Origin of the sequence: Rhodovulum sp. DZ06 (genome assembly GCF_050586345.1) — a bacterium.
Taxonomy (GTDB): Bacteria; Pseudomonadota; Alphaproteobacteria; order Rhodobacterales; family Rhodobacteraceae; genus JBOCEF01.
The window spans coordinates 132,340-146,197 of sequence record NZ_JBOCEF010000004.1 but is presented as its reverse complement, the minus strand read 5'-3'; the positions used below and the strand labels follow the sequence as shown (position 1 = coordinate 146,197).

Annotated in this window: 14 protein-coding genes; 4 read left to right on the top strand and 10 right to left on the bottom strand. The window is 71.8% G+C overall.

The window, feature by feature from the left end:
- The first annotated feature begins 23 nt into the window (after positions 1 to 23).
- The gene (locus ACQ5SO_RS03500) at positions 24 to 1,271 is read left to right on the top strand and encodes an aromatic ring-hydroxylating oxygenase subunit alpha (protein ID WP_430940182.1); all 1,248 of its coding nucleotides are present in this window, start codon (positions 24 to 26) and stop codon (positions 1,269 to 1,271) included.
- Entirely contained in the window at positions 1,268 to 2,356 is a 1,089-nt protein-coding gene (locus ACQ5SO_RS03495) for a 2Fe-2S iron-sulfur cluster-binding protein (RefSeq protein WP_430940181.1), read from the top strand. The genes ACQ5SO_RS03500 and ACQ5SO_RS03495 overlap by 4 nt, the downstream gene beginning before the upstream one ends.
- A gap of 219 nt (positions 2,357 to 2,575) precedes the next feature.
- On the opposite strand, the gene ACQ5SO_RS03490 is transcribed toward ACQ5SO_RS03495, so the two are convergent.
- A complete protein-coding gene (locus ACQ5SO_RS03490) occupies positions 2,576 to 3,349 on the bottom strand; it encodes an SDR family oxidoreductase (RefSeq protein ID WP_430940180.1) in 774 nt (257 codons plus the stop codon).
- Positions 3,350 to 3,604: 255 nt separating this feature from the next.
- Here ACQ5SO_RS03490 and ACQ5SO_RS03485 point away from each other — a divergent pair, with 255 nt between their 5' ends.
- Positions 3,605 to 5,236 carry an acyl-CoA dehydrogenase family protein gene (locus ACQ5SO_RS03485; RefSeq protein ID WP_430940179.1) on the top strand — a complete coding sequence of 544 codons (1,632 nt, stop codon included), beginning with the start codon at positions 3,605 to 3,607 and terminating at the stop codon, positions 5,234 to 5,236.
- Between the two features lie 227 nt (positions 5,237 to 5,463).
- Here ACQ5SO_RS03485 and ACQ5SO_RS03480 read toward each other — a convergent pair whose 3' ends face one another.
- A complete protein-coding gene (locus ACQ5SO_RS03480) occupies positions 5,464 to 6,414 on the bottom strand; it encodes an aldehyde dehydrogenase family protein (RefSeq protein ID WP_430940178.1) in 951 nt (316 codons plus the stop codon).
- Positions 6,415 to 6,510: 96 nt separating this feature from the next.
- Here ACQ5SO_RS03480 and ACQ5SO_RS03475 point away from each other — a divergent pair, with 96 nt between their 5' ends.
- On the top strand, positions 6,511 to 7,275 hold the full coding sequence (locus ACQ5SO_RS03475; RefSeq protein WP_430940177.1) for an SDR family NAD(P)-dependent oxidoreductase: 765 nt from the start codon (positions 6,511 to 6,513) through the stop codon (positions 7,273 to 7,275).
- A gap of 55 nt (positions 7,276 to 7,330) precedes the next feature.
- On the opposite strand, the gene ACQ5SO_RS03470 is transcribed toward ACQ5SO_RS03475, so the two are convergent.
- The 8 genes from ACQ5SO_RS03470 to ACQ5SO_RS03435 all read right to left on the bottom strand — a co-directional run bounded on the left by ACQ5SO_RS03470 (position 7,331) and on the right by ACQ5SO_RS03435 (position 13,817).
- Positions 7,331 to 8,065: an ABC transporter ATP-binding protein gene (locus ACQ5SO_RS03470; RefSeq protein WP_430940176.1), complete on the bottom strand. Its 735-nt coding sequence runs from the start codon at positions 8,063 to 8,065 to the stop codon at positions 7,331 to 7,333.
- A 2-nt stretch (positions 8,066 to 8,067) separates the two neighbouring features.
- Complete coding sequence (locus ACQ5SO_RS03465; RefSeq protein WP_430940175.1) at positions 8,068 to 8,775, bottom strand: ABC transporter ATP-binding protein; 708 nt, start codon at positions 8,773 to 8,775, stop codon at positions 8,068 to 8,070.
- On the bottom strand, positions 8,772 to 9,773 hold the full coding sequence (locus ACQ5SO_RS03460; RefSeq protein ID WP_430940174.1) for a branched-chain amino acid ABC transporter permease: 1,002 nt from the start codon (positions 9,771 to 9,773) through the stop codon (positions 8,772 to 8,774). The genes ACQ5SO_RS03465 and ACQ5SO_RS03460 overlap by 4 nt, the downstream gene beginning before the upstream one ends.
- Positions 9,774 to 9,775: 2 nt before the next feature.
- The gene (locus tag ACQ5SO_RS03455) at positions 9,776 to 10,582 is read right to left on the bottom strand and encodes a branched-chain amino acid ABC transporter permease (RefSeq protein WP_430940201.1); all 807 of its coding nucleotides are present in this window, start codon (positions 10,580 to 10,582) and stop codon (positions 9,776 to 9,778) included.
- Between the two features lie 12 nt (positions 10,583 to 10,594).
- Complete coding sequence (locus tag ACQ5SO_RS03450) at positions 10,595 to 10,732, bottom strand: hypothetical protein (RefSeq protein WP_430940173.1); 138 nt, start codon at positions 10,730 to 10,732, stop codon at positions 10,595 to 10,597.
- 73 nt (positions 10,733 to 10,805) lie between these two features.
- Positions 10,806 to 11,432, bottom strand: coding sequence for an ABC transporter substrate-binding protein (locus ACQ5SO_RS03445; RefSeq protein ID WP_430940200.1), 627 nt, complete (start codon positions 11,430 to 11,432; stop codon positions 10,806 to 10,808).
- Positions 11,429 to 12,061 (bottom strand): ABC transporter substrate-binding protein, encoded by a 633-nt coding sequence (locus ACQ5SO_RS03440; RefSeq protein ID WP_430940172.1) that lies wholly within the window; start codon positions 12,059 to 12,061, stop codon positions 11,429 to 11,431. The genes ACQ5SO_RS03445 and ACQ5SO_RS03440 overlap by 4 nt, the downstream gene beginning before the upstream one ends.
- 136 nt (positions 12,062 to 12,197) lie before the next feature.
- Entirely contained in the window at positions 12,198 to 13,817 is a 1,620-nt protein-coding gene (locus ACQ5SO_RS03435; protein WP_430940171.1) for a GMC family oxidoreductase, read from the bottom strand.
- Positions 13,818 to 13,858: the final 41 nt, after the last annotated feature.

The following is a 13,858-nucleotide window of genomic DNA, read 5'->3' as shown; positions in this document are numbered from 1 at the left end:
TTGCTATGCGGAAAGATCAGCCGATGACAGCCCCTGTCCCCACCGTGCCCGAGCTCCTCTCCCGCCACCGTGCCGGCTGGTCGCTGGAGCGCCCCTTCTACACCTCGCCCGAGGTCTACGAGGCCGACCTCCAGAACATCTGGTACCGCGAATGGCTGTTCGCGATCCCGGCCGCGCAGCTGCGCAAGACCGGCGCCTTCGCGCGGCTGAAGGTCGGCGCCTATGACATCATCCTGGTGCGCGACGCCAAGGGCGACATCAACGGCTTCCACAACACCTGCCGCCACCGCGGCTCGGTGCTGTGCAAGGTGTCCTCGGGGCAGGTCGCCAACCTGGTGTGCCCGTACCACCAGTGGACCTACGGCCTCGACGGCCGCCTCCTCTGGGCCCGCGACATGGGCGAGGATTTCGACCCCTCGGGCCTTGGCCTGCACAAGGTCCACACCCGCAACCTGTGCGGGCTGATCTATATCTGCCTCGCCGACGAGGCCCCCGATTTCGAACCCTTCGCCGAGATGGCGCGCCCCTACCTGGAGGTCCACGACCTGCACAAGGCCAAGGTCGCGACCTCCTCTTCCATCGTCGAGAACGGCAACTGGAAGCTGGTCTGGGAAAACAACCGCGAGTGCTATCACTGCTCGGGCAACCACCCGGCGCTGTGCAACTCCTTCCCCCTCGACCCCGAGGTCGCGGGCGTGCGCGCCGACGGCACCGTCTCGCCGCGCCTGCAGGCCCATTACGACCGCTGCGAGGCGGCGGGCGCCCCGGCGCAGTTCCGCATCGGCGGCTATGGCGGCCAGTTCCGCTTCGCCCGCCAGCCGCTGCAGGACGGCGCGGTCAGCTACACCATGGACGCGCAGGAGGCGGTCAAACGCCCCCTCGGCCGGGTCAAGCTGCGCGACGCGGGCACGCTGCTCAAGTTCCACTACCCGACCACCTGGAACCACTTCCTGCCCGACCACTCGCTGACCTTCCGCGTGCTGCCGATCTCTCCGACCGAGACCGAGGTCACCACCTTCTGGCTGGTGAACGAGGACGCGCAGGAGGGCGTGGATTACGACATGAAGCGCCTGACCGAGGTCTGGATCGCCACCAATGACGAGGATCGCGAGATCGTCGAGGGCAACCAGCAGGGCATCAACTCGCCCGTCTACACCCCGGGGCCCTATTCCCCCGAGGAAGAGAGCGGCGTGATCCAGTTCGTCGACTGGTACGTGAAGACCCTGTCGCGGGCCGTCGGCGACGCCCCGGCCGCGGAGGCGGCGGAATGAACGCCCCCGCGACCCTGCCGGGCGGCCCCCGCCCCTCGCCCGCGTCCTGGTGGACCGATGCCGAGCCGCTGGAATGCGTGGCCAGCCTGCCCGAGGCGCCGGACGTGGTCACGTTCAGCTTCCAGTCCCCCTCGGGCGCGCTGTTCCACTTCCTGCCCGGCCAGTTCCTGACGCTGGAGCTGCCGGTGCCGGGCGGGCCGCTGCTGCGCACCTTCACCATCTCCTCCTCGCCGTCGCGGCCGACCTCGCTGACCATCACCGTGAAGGCGCAGGACGGGTCCATCGGCGCGCGCTGGATGATCGACAACCTGGTCAAGGGGATGACGCTGAAGGCGCATGGCCCGGCGGGGAACTTCACCTGCGCCGGGCGCCCGTCGCGCAAGCTGCTCTTCATCTCGGCCGGGTCGGGGATCACCCCGATGAACTCGATGATGACCTGGCTCTACGATTCCGGGCGCGAGATGGACATCGTGGCGGTGAACTGCGCCCGGCGCCCGTCCGAGATCATCTTCCGCCAGCGGATGGAGACGATGGCTTCGCGGATGGAGGGGATCGACCTGAAATGGGTCGTCTCCGGCCCCGATCCGTACAAGCCCTGGACCGGCTACCAGGGCCGCTTCAACCAGCTGATGCTGGGCCTGATGGCGCCCGACTACCTCGAGCGCGACGTCTATTGCTGCGGGCCGGACGCCTTCATGCAGGCGGTGCGCGAGGCGCTGACCGGCCTCGGCTTCGACATGGAGCGGTATTTCCAGGAGAGCTTCCACCCCCCCGCGCCGGAGGAGCCCGCCCCGGCCGAGGACGTGGTGCCCGACGAGGAGAGCCGCGCCGAGGTGGTGTTCGCCAGCTCCGGCCTCTCGGCCCGCTGCAACGAGACGGACACGCTGCTCAACGTCGCGCGCGCGGCCGGGGCGCCGATCCCCTCGGGCTGCACCTTCGGCGTCTGCGGCGCGTGCAAGACCAAGAAGGTGGAGGGCCAGGTCCACATGGTCCACAACGGCGGCATCACCGAGGACGACATCGAGGCGGGCTATGTCCTCGCCTGCTGCTCGCATCCCATCGGCAAGGTGGTGCTCGAGGCCTGATCCCGGGCGCCCCGGCGGCGGAACGCCGCCTGCGCGCGTGAGCGGGGGGCCTGTCCCCCCCGAGCGGGCGCACGCTCCCTCGCCGGGCTTCGGCGCATTGGGGGCCGTTTCGCGGGGGCGGCCGGGCTCGGGGGGCGTGAAGCCCCCGCTCGCCCGCCCGCGCCGCATCCCTGCGGGCGCGGCGGCGCCCCGCCCCCGCCCCCGCCCGCGGACCCGCCGTCAGGCCATCATCCCGCCGTCGACGGCGATGCATTCGCCCGTGATATGCCGCCCCGCATCCGAGGCGAGCAGCAGCGCCGGGCCCTTCAGGTCCTCTTCCCCGCCGAAGCGGCGCAGCGGGATCCCGGGCATCATCTTCTCTTCCAGCCGGTCCATCAGCACCTGCGCCAGCTTCGACGGGAAGAACCCCGGCGCCAGCGCGTTGACGTTGATCCCGCGCGGCCCCCATTCCGTCGCCAGCGCCCGGGTGAAGGTGATCATCGCCCCCTTCGAGGTGTTGTAGGCGATGGTGTACATCTCGAGATCCGCGCGGTTGCCGCCCAGCCCCGCGACCGAGGCGATGTTGACGATCCGCCCCGACCCGGCGGGCAGCATGAAGCGTTTGCCCACCTCCTGCGTCAGCACGTAGGGCGCGGTGACGTTCAGCGTCATCACCTTGTTCCAGCCGTCGAGCGGGTGCGCCTCCATCGGCGCGCCCCAGCTGGTCCCGGCGTTGTTCACCAGGATGTCGATCCCCCCGAAGGCCGCCCCCGCCTGCGCCGCCACGTCGGGGATCGTGTCGATCTCGGTCAGGTCGCACGCGACCGTGGCCACCTCGGCCCCCATCGCGCCCAGGTGCGCGGCGGCCTCGTCCAGCTCGTGCCGCTTGCGGGCGGTCAGCACCAGCTTCGCCCCCGCCGCGCCGTACGCCTCGGCGATCTGCAGGCCCAGCCCGCGGGATCCCCCGGTGATCAGCGCGGTGCGCCCGCTCAGGTCGAACAGCTTCAGGCTCATGGCGCGGTTTCCTCCCGTTTCGCAGCGCGGGCGCGGGGCCGTCCCGGCCGCGCGCGTCGCGGGGGATCATCGCAGCCCCGCGCCCCGCGTCTTGCGCCGAGCCGCCGCCCCGCGCCCGGCCTGACGCCACGTCGGTTAAAACCATTGCCTGCCCGCGGGGGCATTGATATGCACGTCAATTGTTATGCGACTTACCTAAATCGCGCCGCTCCCGAGTCGCGCGTTCCCGGAGTCGCCGCAACCGGAGCCGCCGCCATGAACGCCGAACAGCTGATCCCCGCCCTGCTGGCCCAGACCCCCGGCTGGGACGCCCAGGCCGCGCGCGCCGGACTCGACGCCGACGACGTCGCCGGGATCCTGTCCGAGGCGGCGCGGGTGACGCGCGAGGTCCTCGCCCCCGCCGCCGCCACCGCCGACGCGGTCCACGCGCAGCTCGTGGACGGGCGGGTGAAGATGCCCGAGGGCTCGGGCGAGGCGTATCGCTTCATGGGCGAGAACGGCTGGCTGACCACCGACCTGCCCGAGGAGTTCGGCGGCCAGGGCCTGCCCACGGCGCTGCACATCGCCGCCTCGCTGTTCTTCGAGGGCGAGGCGACGCCGCTGATGATGGCCGGCGCCTCGGCCCGCGCGGGGATGCACCTTCTCGCCGCCGTCGCCCCCGACATGGCGGCCGAGTGGGGCCCGAAGATCGCCGCCGCCGAATGGGCGATGACCATCTGCATCTCGGAACCCGACGCCGGGTCCGACGTGGGCCGCATCCGCACGCGGGCCGAGGCGGATGGCGATGCGTGGCGCCTCTACGGCAAGAAATGCTGGATCAGCTCGGGCGATCACGACATGACCGCGCGCATCGGCCATCTCTGCCTCGCGCGCACCGGCGCGCCCGAGGAAGGCACCCGCGGCCTCTCCCTGTTCCTCGTCGCCAACACCACGGATGACGGCGCCGACAACCATATCGTCCTCGAGCGGATCGAGGAGAAGCTGGGCCTCCACGGCTCCCCCACCTGCGTGCTGAACTTCGAAGGCGCGCAGGCGCGGATGATCGGCAAGCCGGGCCGCGGCCTCGCCGTCATGTTCCACATGATCGAGGTGATGCGGCTTCAGTCCGGCGCCCATGGCGTCGCCATGGCGCTGGCCTCGGCCGAGCTCGCCACGCGCTACGCCGCCGAGCGGACCCAGGGCGGGCGCCCCGACCAGCCCGCGGTCGCCATCGACACCCACCCGGACGTGAAGCGGATGCTGGCGCAGCTCGACGCCGACGCGGCGCTGGCGACGGCGATGCTATTCGAATGCGCCGTGGCGCTGGACGAATCCCGCGCAGGCGACGCCTCCGCCGCCGCCCGCGCCGCCTTCCTTCTGCCGCTCGCCAAGACCTTCGGCGGCGAGGCGGGCTTCGACTGCGCCTCGCAGGCGCTGCAGGTCTTCGGCGGCGCCGGCTACACCCGCGAATGGCCGGTGGAACGCCACCTGCGCGACAGCCGCATCATCACCATCTTCGAAGGCGCCACCGGGATGCAGGGCCAGGACTTCCTGATGCGCCGCCTGCTGAAGGACGAGGGCGCGGGCCTCAAGGCCGTGGTCGCCCGCTTCGCCGAGGAACGCGCCGCCCATCCCGACCCGCTGAACGCCGAGGCCGAGCGGATCCTGCGCCGCTTCCTCGGCCTCGCCGAGGGGCTGACGGCCGAGGGCGTCTCGACCCCCGCGCGCCTGCTGGCCGCCGACGGCTGCCTGCGCGCGGGCTGGGCGATGATGCGCGCGCAGCTGGCCCTGCGGCTGGCGCGGGTGGGGGATCGGGAGCGGCGCCTGGCGCGCTTCGCCCTCCATTTCGCCGATGCCGAGATGGCCCGGGCCGAGGCGGCCTGCGCCCTCGATCCCGACATGCTCTGAGCGGGCATGACCTGACGCGGATCGCCCTGGCCCCGAGGGGGGGCCGGGGCGTCGCGGCCCCCACGTCGCCCACCGGGAGGGTCGGCGGCGCGGGGGCTGCTGCGCGCGGACCCGGGGGGGCCGCGCGCGGGCGAGGGGTGGGGAAGCCCTTCGCCACGGATCCGGGCGCGTCCGCGTGTGGCGGACGCGCCCGGGTCGACCGGGGCGCCGCCGCCCGGATCAGCGGCTCAGAGCTTGATCCACGCGGTCTTCGGGTCGAGGTGCTTGTCGAAGGCGTGCAGCGACTTGTCGTGCCCGTTGCCCGACTGTTTCACGCCCCCCAGCGGCGCCGTCCCGTCCGCTCCGCCATAGGTGTTGACGTGCACGACCCCCGCCCGCACCGCCTTCACCATCCGGTGCGCGCGCGACAGGTTCCCGGTCCACACCGCGGCGGCGAGGCCGAATTCCGTGCCGTTGGCGATGCGCACCGCCTCCTCCTCCGTGTCGAAGGGAATGACGGCCAGCACCGGGCCGAACACCTCGCGCTGGGCCACGGCGTCGCCCGGCGCCACCCCCGCCTCCATGGCCAGTTCCGCCAGCCGCAGGAGGCTCAGCGAAGCGGTCTCCGCGGGTTTCAGCACCACCGAACAGCCCGCCGCCAGCGCCGGGCCCAGCTTCCACGCGCCGATCATCAGCGGGAAGTTCCACGGCACGATGGCCGCGACCACCCCCGCCGGTTCGCGATGCACCAGCCCCAGCGTGCCCGGCGCGGTCGGCGCGATCTCGCCATACAGCTTGTCCAGCGCCTCGGCGTAATACCGGATCGTGCCCGCCGCCGACATCGGCTCGGCCTTCAGCGCCATGCCGATCTCGGTGCCGTTGTCGCGCACCCCGAGGACCGCCAGCTCCAGCGCCTCCGCCTCGATCAGGTCGGCCCATTTCAGCATCACCGCCTTGCGCGCCGCGGGGGCGAGGCCGGACCAGCGCCCATCCTCGAACGCCGCGCGGGCCGAGGCGACGGCGGCCTCGGCGTCCTCCTGCGTCGCGTCGGCGATGGTGGTCAGCACCGACCCGTCGATGGGCGAATGCACGTCCAGCGCACCGCGATCGGCGGCGTCCCGCCAGGCGCCCTCGATCAGCAGGCGCCCCTTGGCGACGGGGGCGGCGCGAAGCTCGGAAATGCGGCTCAGGTCAAGCATGGCTGGGTCCTTTCAAAGGGGCGTGGACATCGGGTCCACCTTGCGCGGACACTTCCCCCAACGCCGCGCAAGGACGGCGAGCGGGAGGGACGCGGGATGTTCGGATTGGACGGCAAGACCGCCCTGGTGACGGGCGGGGCGGGCAGCATCGGGCTGGAGAGCGCCCGGCTGTTGCGGGCGCATGGCGCGCGGATCGCGCTGGTGGACCGCGACGCCGCGGGGCTGGCGCGGGCCGAAGCCGCGCTGGGCGGCCCGGCCGGGGACATCCTGACCGTCGAGGCCGACGTGGCGACCCCGGAGGGCGCCGCGCATTACGTCGCCGCCACGGTCGCGCGCTTCGGCGGCATCGACATCCTGTTCTCCAACGCCGGGAATTTCGGCGTCGCGGCCCCGATCGAGGAGTACCCGCTCGAGGCGTTCGACGCCGTCCTCGCCGTGCATGTCCGCGGCGCGTTCCTGGCGGCGCAGCACGCGGTCCCGCACATGAAACGGGGCGGCAGCATCGTGATCACAAGCTCGGTCGCCGGGCTGCGCGGCGATCCCGGGGTCTATGGCTACATCACCGCCAAGCACGCCCAGACCGGCCTGATGCGGGTGCTGGCCAAGGAGCTGGCCCCCCGCGGCATCCGCGTGAACACCGTGAACCCCGGCCCCGTCGACAACGGGTTCCAGAAGGCGGTCGAGGACGACCTTGGGCAGGTCATCGGCCGCGACGGGACGGAATTCTTCAACGACATCATCCCCATGGGCCGCCACGCCCGCCCCGAGGAGGTGGCGCGCTCGGTGCTCTACCTCGCCTCGGACCAGTCCAGCTTCACCACCGGCGCCATCCTCTCGGTCGACGGCGGCATGAGCGTCTGACCCCGCCCTGCCCCCCCCGGGCAGGGGGCAGGCCACAGGCGCGTGCGGGGGGCGCTCAGGCAATATGCCGGGCCTCCCGCGCCGCCTCGAGGCCGAAATACGCCTCGTCCAACAGGGCCTTGTCCTCGATCAGCGCGCTTGCGGGGCCGGAAAACCGCGGCCGCCCGCTGCGCAGCACCATCGCGTTCTCCGAGGCGCCGAGGGCGAGGTCGGTGAACTGCTCGATCAACAGGATGCCGACGCCCGAGGCCTTCAGATCCGCCACGAACCCCATCAGCCGCTTGACGATCAAGGGCGCGAGGCCGAGCGACATCTCGTCGATCAGCAGGTATTTCGGGCGGCACATCATGGCATGCCCGAGGGCCACCATCTGCTGCTGCCCGCCCGACAGGCCCCCGGCCTTCTGCCCCTTGCGCTCGGCCAGCTCGGGGAACACCGCGTAGGTGTCCGCCAGCCGCCCCGAGAGGTCATCGGCCAGCAGGCTTCCGGCGGCGCGCAGGTTGTCGTCCACCGACAGCTCGGTCAGCACCCGGTGCCCCTCGGGCACCGCCGCGACGCCCGCGGCGCGGATGGCGTCGGGGCGGGCGCCGGTCAGGTCCACCCCGTCCACCACGATCCGCCCCGCGCCGGTCGGCAGCATCCCCGCCGGCGCCAGCACCAGCTCGGATTTCCCCGCGCCATTGGCCCCCAGCACCGCCGTCACCTCGCCGGGGTTCAGGACCAGCGAGACGTCCTGCACCACCCTGCGCCCGTCCTTCTCGACCGCCAGGCCCTCGATCTCCAGCGCCATGCTCAGACCTCCTCCGTCCCGAGATACGCGGCCTTCACCTTCGGATCGGCCAGCACGGCGTCCGTCGGCCCGAAGGCGATGCGCTTGCCGAAATCGAGGACCAGGACCTCTTCGCAGACCTCGGCGATCAGCTCCACGTCATGGTCGATCAGCAGCGTCTGCGCCCCGGTCTGCGCATGAATGTCCCGCAAAAGCGCCCCGAGACGCTTGGTTTCCTCCATCGACAGGCCCCCGGCGGGCTCGTCGAACATCACCAGCCGCGGGTTCCCGGCCATGCAGCGGGCCACGTCCACCAGCCGCCGCTCGAACCCCGTCAGCTCGCGCCCCAGCACGTGGGCGCGGTCCGCGAGGCCGACCAGCTCCAGCAGGCGGCCCGCTTCCTCGCCGCGCCCGGCGCCGCGGGCGTGGTCGGTCTGCACCAGCACGTTCTCATGCGCCGTGAGGTCGTCCGCGACCTCCTCCTTCTGGAAGGACCGGCGCAGGCCCCAGCGGGCGCGGCGGTGCGGCGAGAGGCGCAACAGGTCCGTCCCGTCATGCACGATCCGCCCCTCGGCCGCCTGCACGAAGCCCGAGACGACGTTCATCAGCGTCGTCTTGCCCGCCCCGTTCGGCCCGATGATCCCCGCCACGGGGGCGGTGAACTCGGCCGAGACGCCGGACAGCGCCACGACCCCGCCGAAACGGACGGTGATGTTGTCCACGGTGATCATCGCGCGGCCTCCTGCCTGCGGCCGGACACCAGGGCCCGCGCCAGCCCGCCGACCTGCCCGGCGATGCCGTCGGGCGCGGTGATGACGGCATGCAGCAGGCCTGCGCCGAAGATCACGAAGCTCAGGTCCGCGTCCACGCCCCAGTTGTTCAGCAGCGCGGGCAGGATGCGGTAGAGCGTGGCGGCGATGATGACGCCGAGCCAGCTGCGCGCCCCCCCGACCACCGCCAGGGCGAAGAGCAGCACCGATTCCGGCGCCCGGAAGGTCGCGTCATCCAGCAGCCCCAGCGAGCCCGCCAGCAGCCCCCCCGCGCCGCCCGCCAGAAGTCCCGAGATCCCGAAGGCCCAGAGCTTGTAGAGCGTCACGTTCACCCCCGCGGCCATCGCCGCGGCCTTGGACCGGCGGATCATCGCCCAGGCGCGGCCCGGCGACAGCCGCCGATGCGCCTCGATGAACAGGAAGCCCAGCGTCGCGCAGACGGCGACGTAACGCAGGTAATCCTCGGGGCTCTGCGCCGGCGCCGGGCGGCGGAAGGCGGCGGCGGAGCCGGTTTTCACCCCCCAGAACCCCTCGCCCCCGTTGGGGAACTGGAAGGTCGAGAACATGATCTCCAGCCCCCCCGCCGCCATCAGCGTCACCAGGGCGAGGTACAGCCCGCGCATCCGCATCGCCGGAAGCGCCATGATCCAGCCGAACACCATGGTCACCAGCGCGGCTGCCGCGAGGTTCACCTCGAAGGGCCAGTCGAAGGCGTGGTTGAGCCGCAGCATCACCCAGCCCCCCAGTCCCATCAGGCCGACCTGCGCCAGCGACACCATCCCGAGGCGCGCATACATGAAGGCCACCCCCGCGGCGGCCAGCACGAAGCAGCCGGTCGAGGTGAAGACCGAGAGCCACCGGTTCCCCGCGAGCGACGGCAGGGCGATCACCGCGAAGGCGGCGAAACCCAGACCCGCGGCGCCCGAGGGCGTGACATGGAACAGACGAGCGTCGGGCATCCTCAGTCCCTCCCGCGATAGGTCAGGCGCGCGCCCCGCTGCTGCCAGAGCAGCACGGCGGCGGCGATGACGAAGGGCGCGATGGGCCGGGCGCCCTTCAGGGTCGGCGACAGGGTCAGCATCGACTCGATCACCCCCATCGTCAGGCCGCCGATCAGCACCGCGAACAGGCTCTCGAGCCGCCCGCAGATCGCCGCGGCGATGGACGGGATGACCATGAAGGTGATCACCGTCGGCTCCAGCCGGATGAGATCGGCGAACATCAGCCCGGTGAAGCCCGCGATCACCCCCGCAAGGCCCCATGCGATGGTCTCGACCTTCAGGATCGGGATGCCGATCAGGGCCGAGAGGTCGCGGTCATTGGCGAGGCTGCGCATCTGAAGGCCGACGCGGGTGCGCGACAGGAACAGGTGGATGCCGATGACGATGCCGATGGCCGCGCCCAGCACGATCAGCCGGGTGACGGTGACCCGCAGGCCCAGCACCTTCACCCCCATCTTGTCGGTCGGCAGGGTCAGGCTGCGCGGATCGTCGACCCAGAGGAAGCTGACCAGCCCGAGGATGATCAGCGCGAAGCCCAGCGTCGCCACCGCCTTCACCACCGTGTCCCGCCACGCGAGCTTCGGCGCGATGAAGCGCCCGTAGCCCAGGGTGAAGCCCAGCGCCACCAGGATGCAGGCGAGCCACGCGACGGGCGGCCAGGCGCCCCATTGCTGCAGCTGCCAGGCGCTCATCGCCCCCGCGGCGCCGGCGGCGCCCGCGGACAGGTTCAGGACCCCCGTGGCGCGGTACAGCACCACCATCCCGATCCCGCCGAGCGCTTAGAGCGACCCGACCGCGAGGCCGGAGACGAGGAACAGCCCGACGATGCGGAAGGGCTTCTCCCCCCCGAGCCAGTACAGGAACGCCGCGGTCAGCACGACCGCCAGCGCCCAGTTCAGAATGCTTGCGCGATGCATGGATCCCCCCCCGGGAAGCAGGCGCCGCCCGCCCCCGGGAAGGGGGCGGACGGCGCAGGTCAGATCGCCGGGATCACTTGATGCCGAGCTTGGCTTCGAGCGCGTGGTGCGGCTCGAAATAGGGCGCCTCGTACTCGTAGCAGTCGCGCACGATCTCGTAGCCGCCCTCGACGATCTTCACCATGTACCCGGCGTGGTTGGGCATGTGGAAATCGGCGTCGCCCACGTAGTACGGGCCGCACATCAGGTCCGAGGTCTTGTTCTTGATCCCCCGGATCGCGTCCGCGACCTTGGCGCGGTCATCGACATCGGCCGGGTCCATCTCCAGCAGCGTCTCGGTGAAGACCTTGGCCGACAGGTAGCCCGCCTGGGCGAAGGTGTCGCGCGGGTCTTCCTCGCGCGCATAGCCGTCCATCACCCTGATCCAGTTCTGCGCGTGCGGGCCGTTGACCTGGAAGGGCGCCAGCTCGGCGTTCACGTAGATATGGCCGTGCCAGTATTCGCCCACCGCGTCCGGCGCCGACAGGTCATAGAGCGGGGTCGGCGCGATCCAGTTGAACGCGTCGCGCAGGTCCTGCTCCTCCGCCGCCTTGAGGATGGCGAGCGCCAGCCCCGCGGGCTGGTTGATCAGGATGGTGTCGGCGCCAGAGGACACGGCCTCGAGCAGGGCCGAGTTCACGTCCGGCGCGCCCGGGTTCAGCAGGCCATGGACCCGTCGCCGCCATGGGCGCGCATGTAGTCGATCGAGGCCTGGCAGGACCAGATGCCGTTATTGGGGATTTTCAGGCCGATGCAGGCGATGTTGGTCGCGCCGAGTTCTTCACGCGCATACATCACCGCGCCGAGGTTCGAGGGCAGCGGCCCCTGGTTGGTCGACACGATGTTCGAGGACTCGAAGCACTCGGAAATGGCGCAGCCCGAAGCCATGACCATGATGTCCGCGTCCTTGTAGGCGCCTGCGTTCACGGCCATCTCGATGAAGCTGCCATTGCCGACGAGGGCGACGGACCTGGTGTTGTTCACCAGCTTCGCCGCGGCCTGGGCGGCCAGCTCGGGGTTCCACTGGTCGTTCTCGACGCGGTAGTCGATGGGCCGGCCATGGATGCCGCCATTGGCGTTCACGCAGGCGAAATAGGCCGCCGCGGCGTCGGTGGCGGCGGAAAAGTCGCCCGGCGCCGCGTTGCCGTGGATGCCGCCGACGATGATCGGCTCTCCGCTCGCCGCCTGGCCGGTATTGGCGCCGCACATGGCGTCCGAGGCCGCGGCCTGCCCGGCCGCCGCGATGCCGCCGAGCGCGATCAGCGCGGCGAGCCCCTTGTTGATGGTCATGGTCTTCCTCCCGGTTTTTGGATGGCGACGCGCAGCGCCGCCGGTCGTCCGTCCCGCGCGCCGCATTCCTCCCCGCGGCGCCCGGGACGTGTGCTGGGGGCGCCCTCTCCCAAGGGCGCCCGATCTCATCGCGCGGTCACTGCGCGGCCTCGCGCAGCCCCGCGCGCGCGTCCTCGCGGATCAGGTCGGCGGCCTTCTCGCCGATCATGATCGCGGGGGCGTTGGTGTTGCCGGACACGATCAGCGGCATGACCGAGGCGTCGGCGACGCGCAGCCCCGCGACCCCGCGCACCCGCAGCCGCGGGTCCACCACGGCCCCCGGCCCGACGCCCATCGCGCAGGTTCCGACGGGGTGGTAGACGGTGCGCGCATGGGTGCGCACATGCGCCCGCAGCGCCGCGTCATCCGTGGCGGCCTCGCCCGGAACCACCTCGGACAGGCCCAGATCGGCCATCGGCGATTCCGCCAGGATGCGGCGGCCAAGCCGGATGCCGCGCAACAGCCGCTCCATGTCCCGGTCGTCGTTCAAAAGCCCGAGGTCGATCCGCGGCGGCCCCTCCGGCCCGTCCCGCGTCACCGATCCGCGGCTGTCGGGCCGCAGCACGCAGGTGTGCAGCGACACCCCGTGCCCGTACTCGATCATCCGCCCGCGATGGCTTTTGAGCCCCGGGATGATGTGGAACTGGATGTCCGGCCGCTCCTCGGCGGCCGAGGAGCGCACGAAGCCGCCCGCCTCGACCATGTTCGAGCTCAGCATCCCCCGCCGCCCCAGCGCCCAGCGGATGCCGTCCAGCGCCAGTTTCGGCGCGGCGCGGACCGAGATGCCGTAGGGCCTGGTCGAGGCCGAGCGGCAGATGATCATGCAGTCCACGTGGTCCTGCAGGTTGCGCCCGACGCCGGGCAGGTCCGCCACGACCTCGCCGAAGCGCGCGACCTCCGCCCCCGGCCCGATGCCGGATCGCAGCAGCAGGTCCGGCGACCCGATGGCCCCGGCGCAGAGGATCACCTCGCCCCGCGCGTGGATCGTCACCTCTCCGCCCGCGCCGCGGAACCGGGCGCCCACGGCGCGGCCACCCTCGATCAGCACCTCCAGCGCCTCGAGGCCGGTGCGGATCTCCAGGTTCTTCCGGCCCTTCGCAGCACCCAGGTACGCCGCGGCGGAAGAGTGCCGCCGCCCGTCCTTCTGGGTCACCTGGTAGATGCCCACGCCCTCGGGCTCGGGCGCATTGAAATCGGCGCAGGGGCGGATCTGCAGCTTGCCCGCCGCCTCGATGAAGTCGCGATCCACCGGGCTGGGGCTGCGCTGGTCCTGCACCGACAAGGGGCCGGAGCGCCCGTGATGCGCGTCGGACAGGCCCGCATTGCCGTTGGCCTCGGCGCGCTTGAAAAAGGGCGGCACGTCGTCATAGCCCCAGCCGGTGCCGCCGAGCTCCGCCCAGGCGTCGTAATCGGCCCGGCGCCCGCGGATATAGATCATCCCGTTGATCGAGGAGGACCCGCCAAGCACCTTGCCGCGGGGCGCCGAGACCTCTCGCCCGTCCAGCGCCGCCTGGGGCGCCGACTTGAACAGCCAGTTCGCGCCCGCATCCTTCGACAGCCAGATCAGCCCCAGCGGCACGTGGATGAAGGGGGAGCGGTCGCGCGGCCCGGCCTCGACCAGGCAGACGCGGGTCGCCGGGTCCTCGGACAGCCGCGCGGCCAGCGCCGCGCCGGCCGAGCCCGCGCCGATCACCAGGTAGTCGAAGTCAGACCTCATGCCGCGCCGCCCGAACAGGCGCGCGTCGCCCGCCGCGCCGC

Excerpts from the sequence above, each read along its gene's own strand:
- ACQ5SO_RS03465 (WP_430940175.1), bottom strand. The coding sequence starts at position 8,775 with ATGATCACCGTGGACAACATCACCGTCCGTTTCGGCGGGGTCGTGGCG.
- ACQ5SO_RS03435 (WP_430940171.1), bottom strand. The coding sequence starts at position 13,817 with ATGAGGTCTGACTTCGACTACCTGGTGATCGGCGCGGGCTCGGCCGGC.
- ACQ5SO_RS03495 (WP_430940181.1), top strand. The coding sequence starts at position 1,268 with ATGAACGCCCCCGCGACCCTGCCGGGCGGCCCCCGCCCCTCGCCCGCG.
- ACQ5SO_RS03440 (WP_430940172.1), bottom strand. The coding sequence starts at position 12,061 with ATGACCATCAACAAGGGGCTCGCCGCGCTGATCGCGCTCGGCGGCATC.
- ACQ5SO_RS03470 (WP_430940176.1), bottom strand. The coding sequence starts at position 8,065 with ATGGCGCTGGAGATCGAGGGCCTGGCGGTCGAGAAGGACGGGCGCAGG.
- ACQ5SO_RS03485 (WP_430940179.1), top strand. The coding sequence starts at position 3,605 with ATGAACGCCGAACAGCTGATCCCCGCCCTGCTGGCCCAGACCCCCGGC.
- ACQ5SO_RS03480 (WP_430940178.1), bottom strand. The coding sequence starts at position 6,414 with ATGCTTGACCTGAGCCGCATTTCCGAGCTTCGCGCCGCCCCCGTCGCC.
- ACQ5SO_RS03500 (WP_430940182.1), top strand. The coding sequence starts at position 24 with ATGACAGCCCCTGTCCCCACCGTGCCCGAGCTCCTCTCCCGCCACCGT.
- ACQ5SO_RS03475 (WP_430940177.1), top strand. The coding sequence starts at position 6,511 with ATGTTCGGATTGGACGGCAAGACCGCCCTGGTGACGGGCGGGGCGGGC.
- ACQ5SO_RS03490 (WP_430940180.1), bottom strand. The coding sequence starts at position 3,349 with ATGAGCCTGAAGCTGTTCGACCTGAGCGGGCGCACCGCGCTGATCACC.
- ACQ5SO_RS03460 (WP_430940174.1), bottom strand. The coding sequence starts at position 9,773 with ATGCCCGACGCTCGTCTGTTCCATGTCACGCCCTCGGGCGCCGCGGGT.
- ACQ5SO_RS03450 (WP_430940173.1), bottom strand. The coding sequence starts at position 10,732 with ATGCATCGCGCAAGCATTCTGAACTGGGCGCTGGCGGTCGTGCTGACC.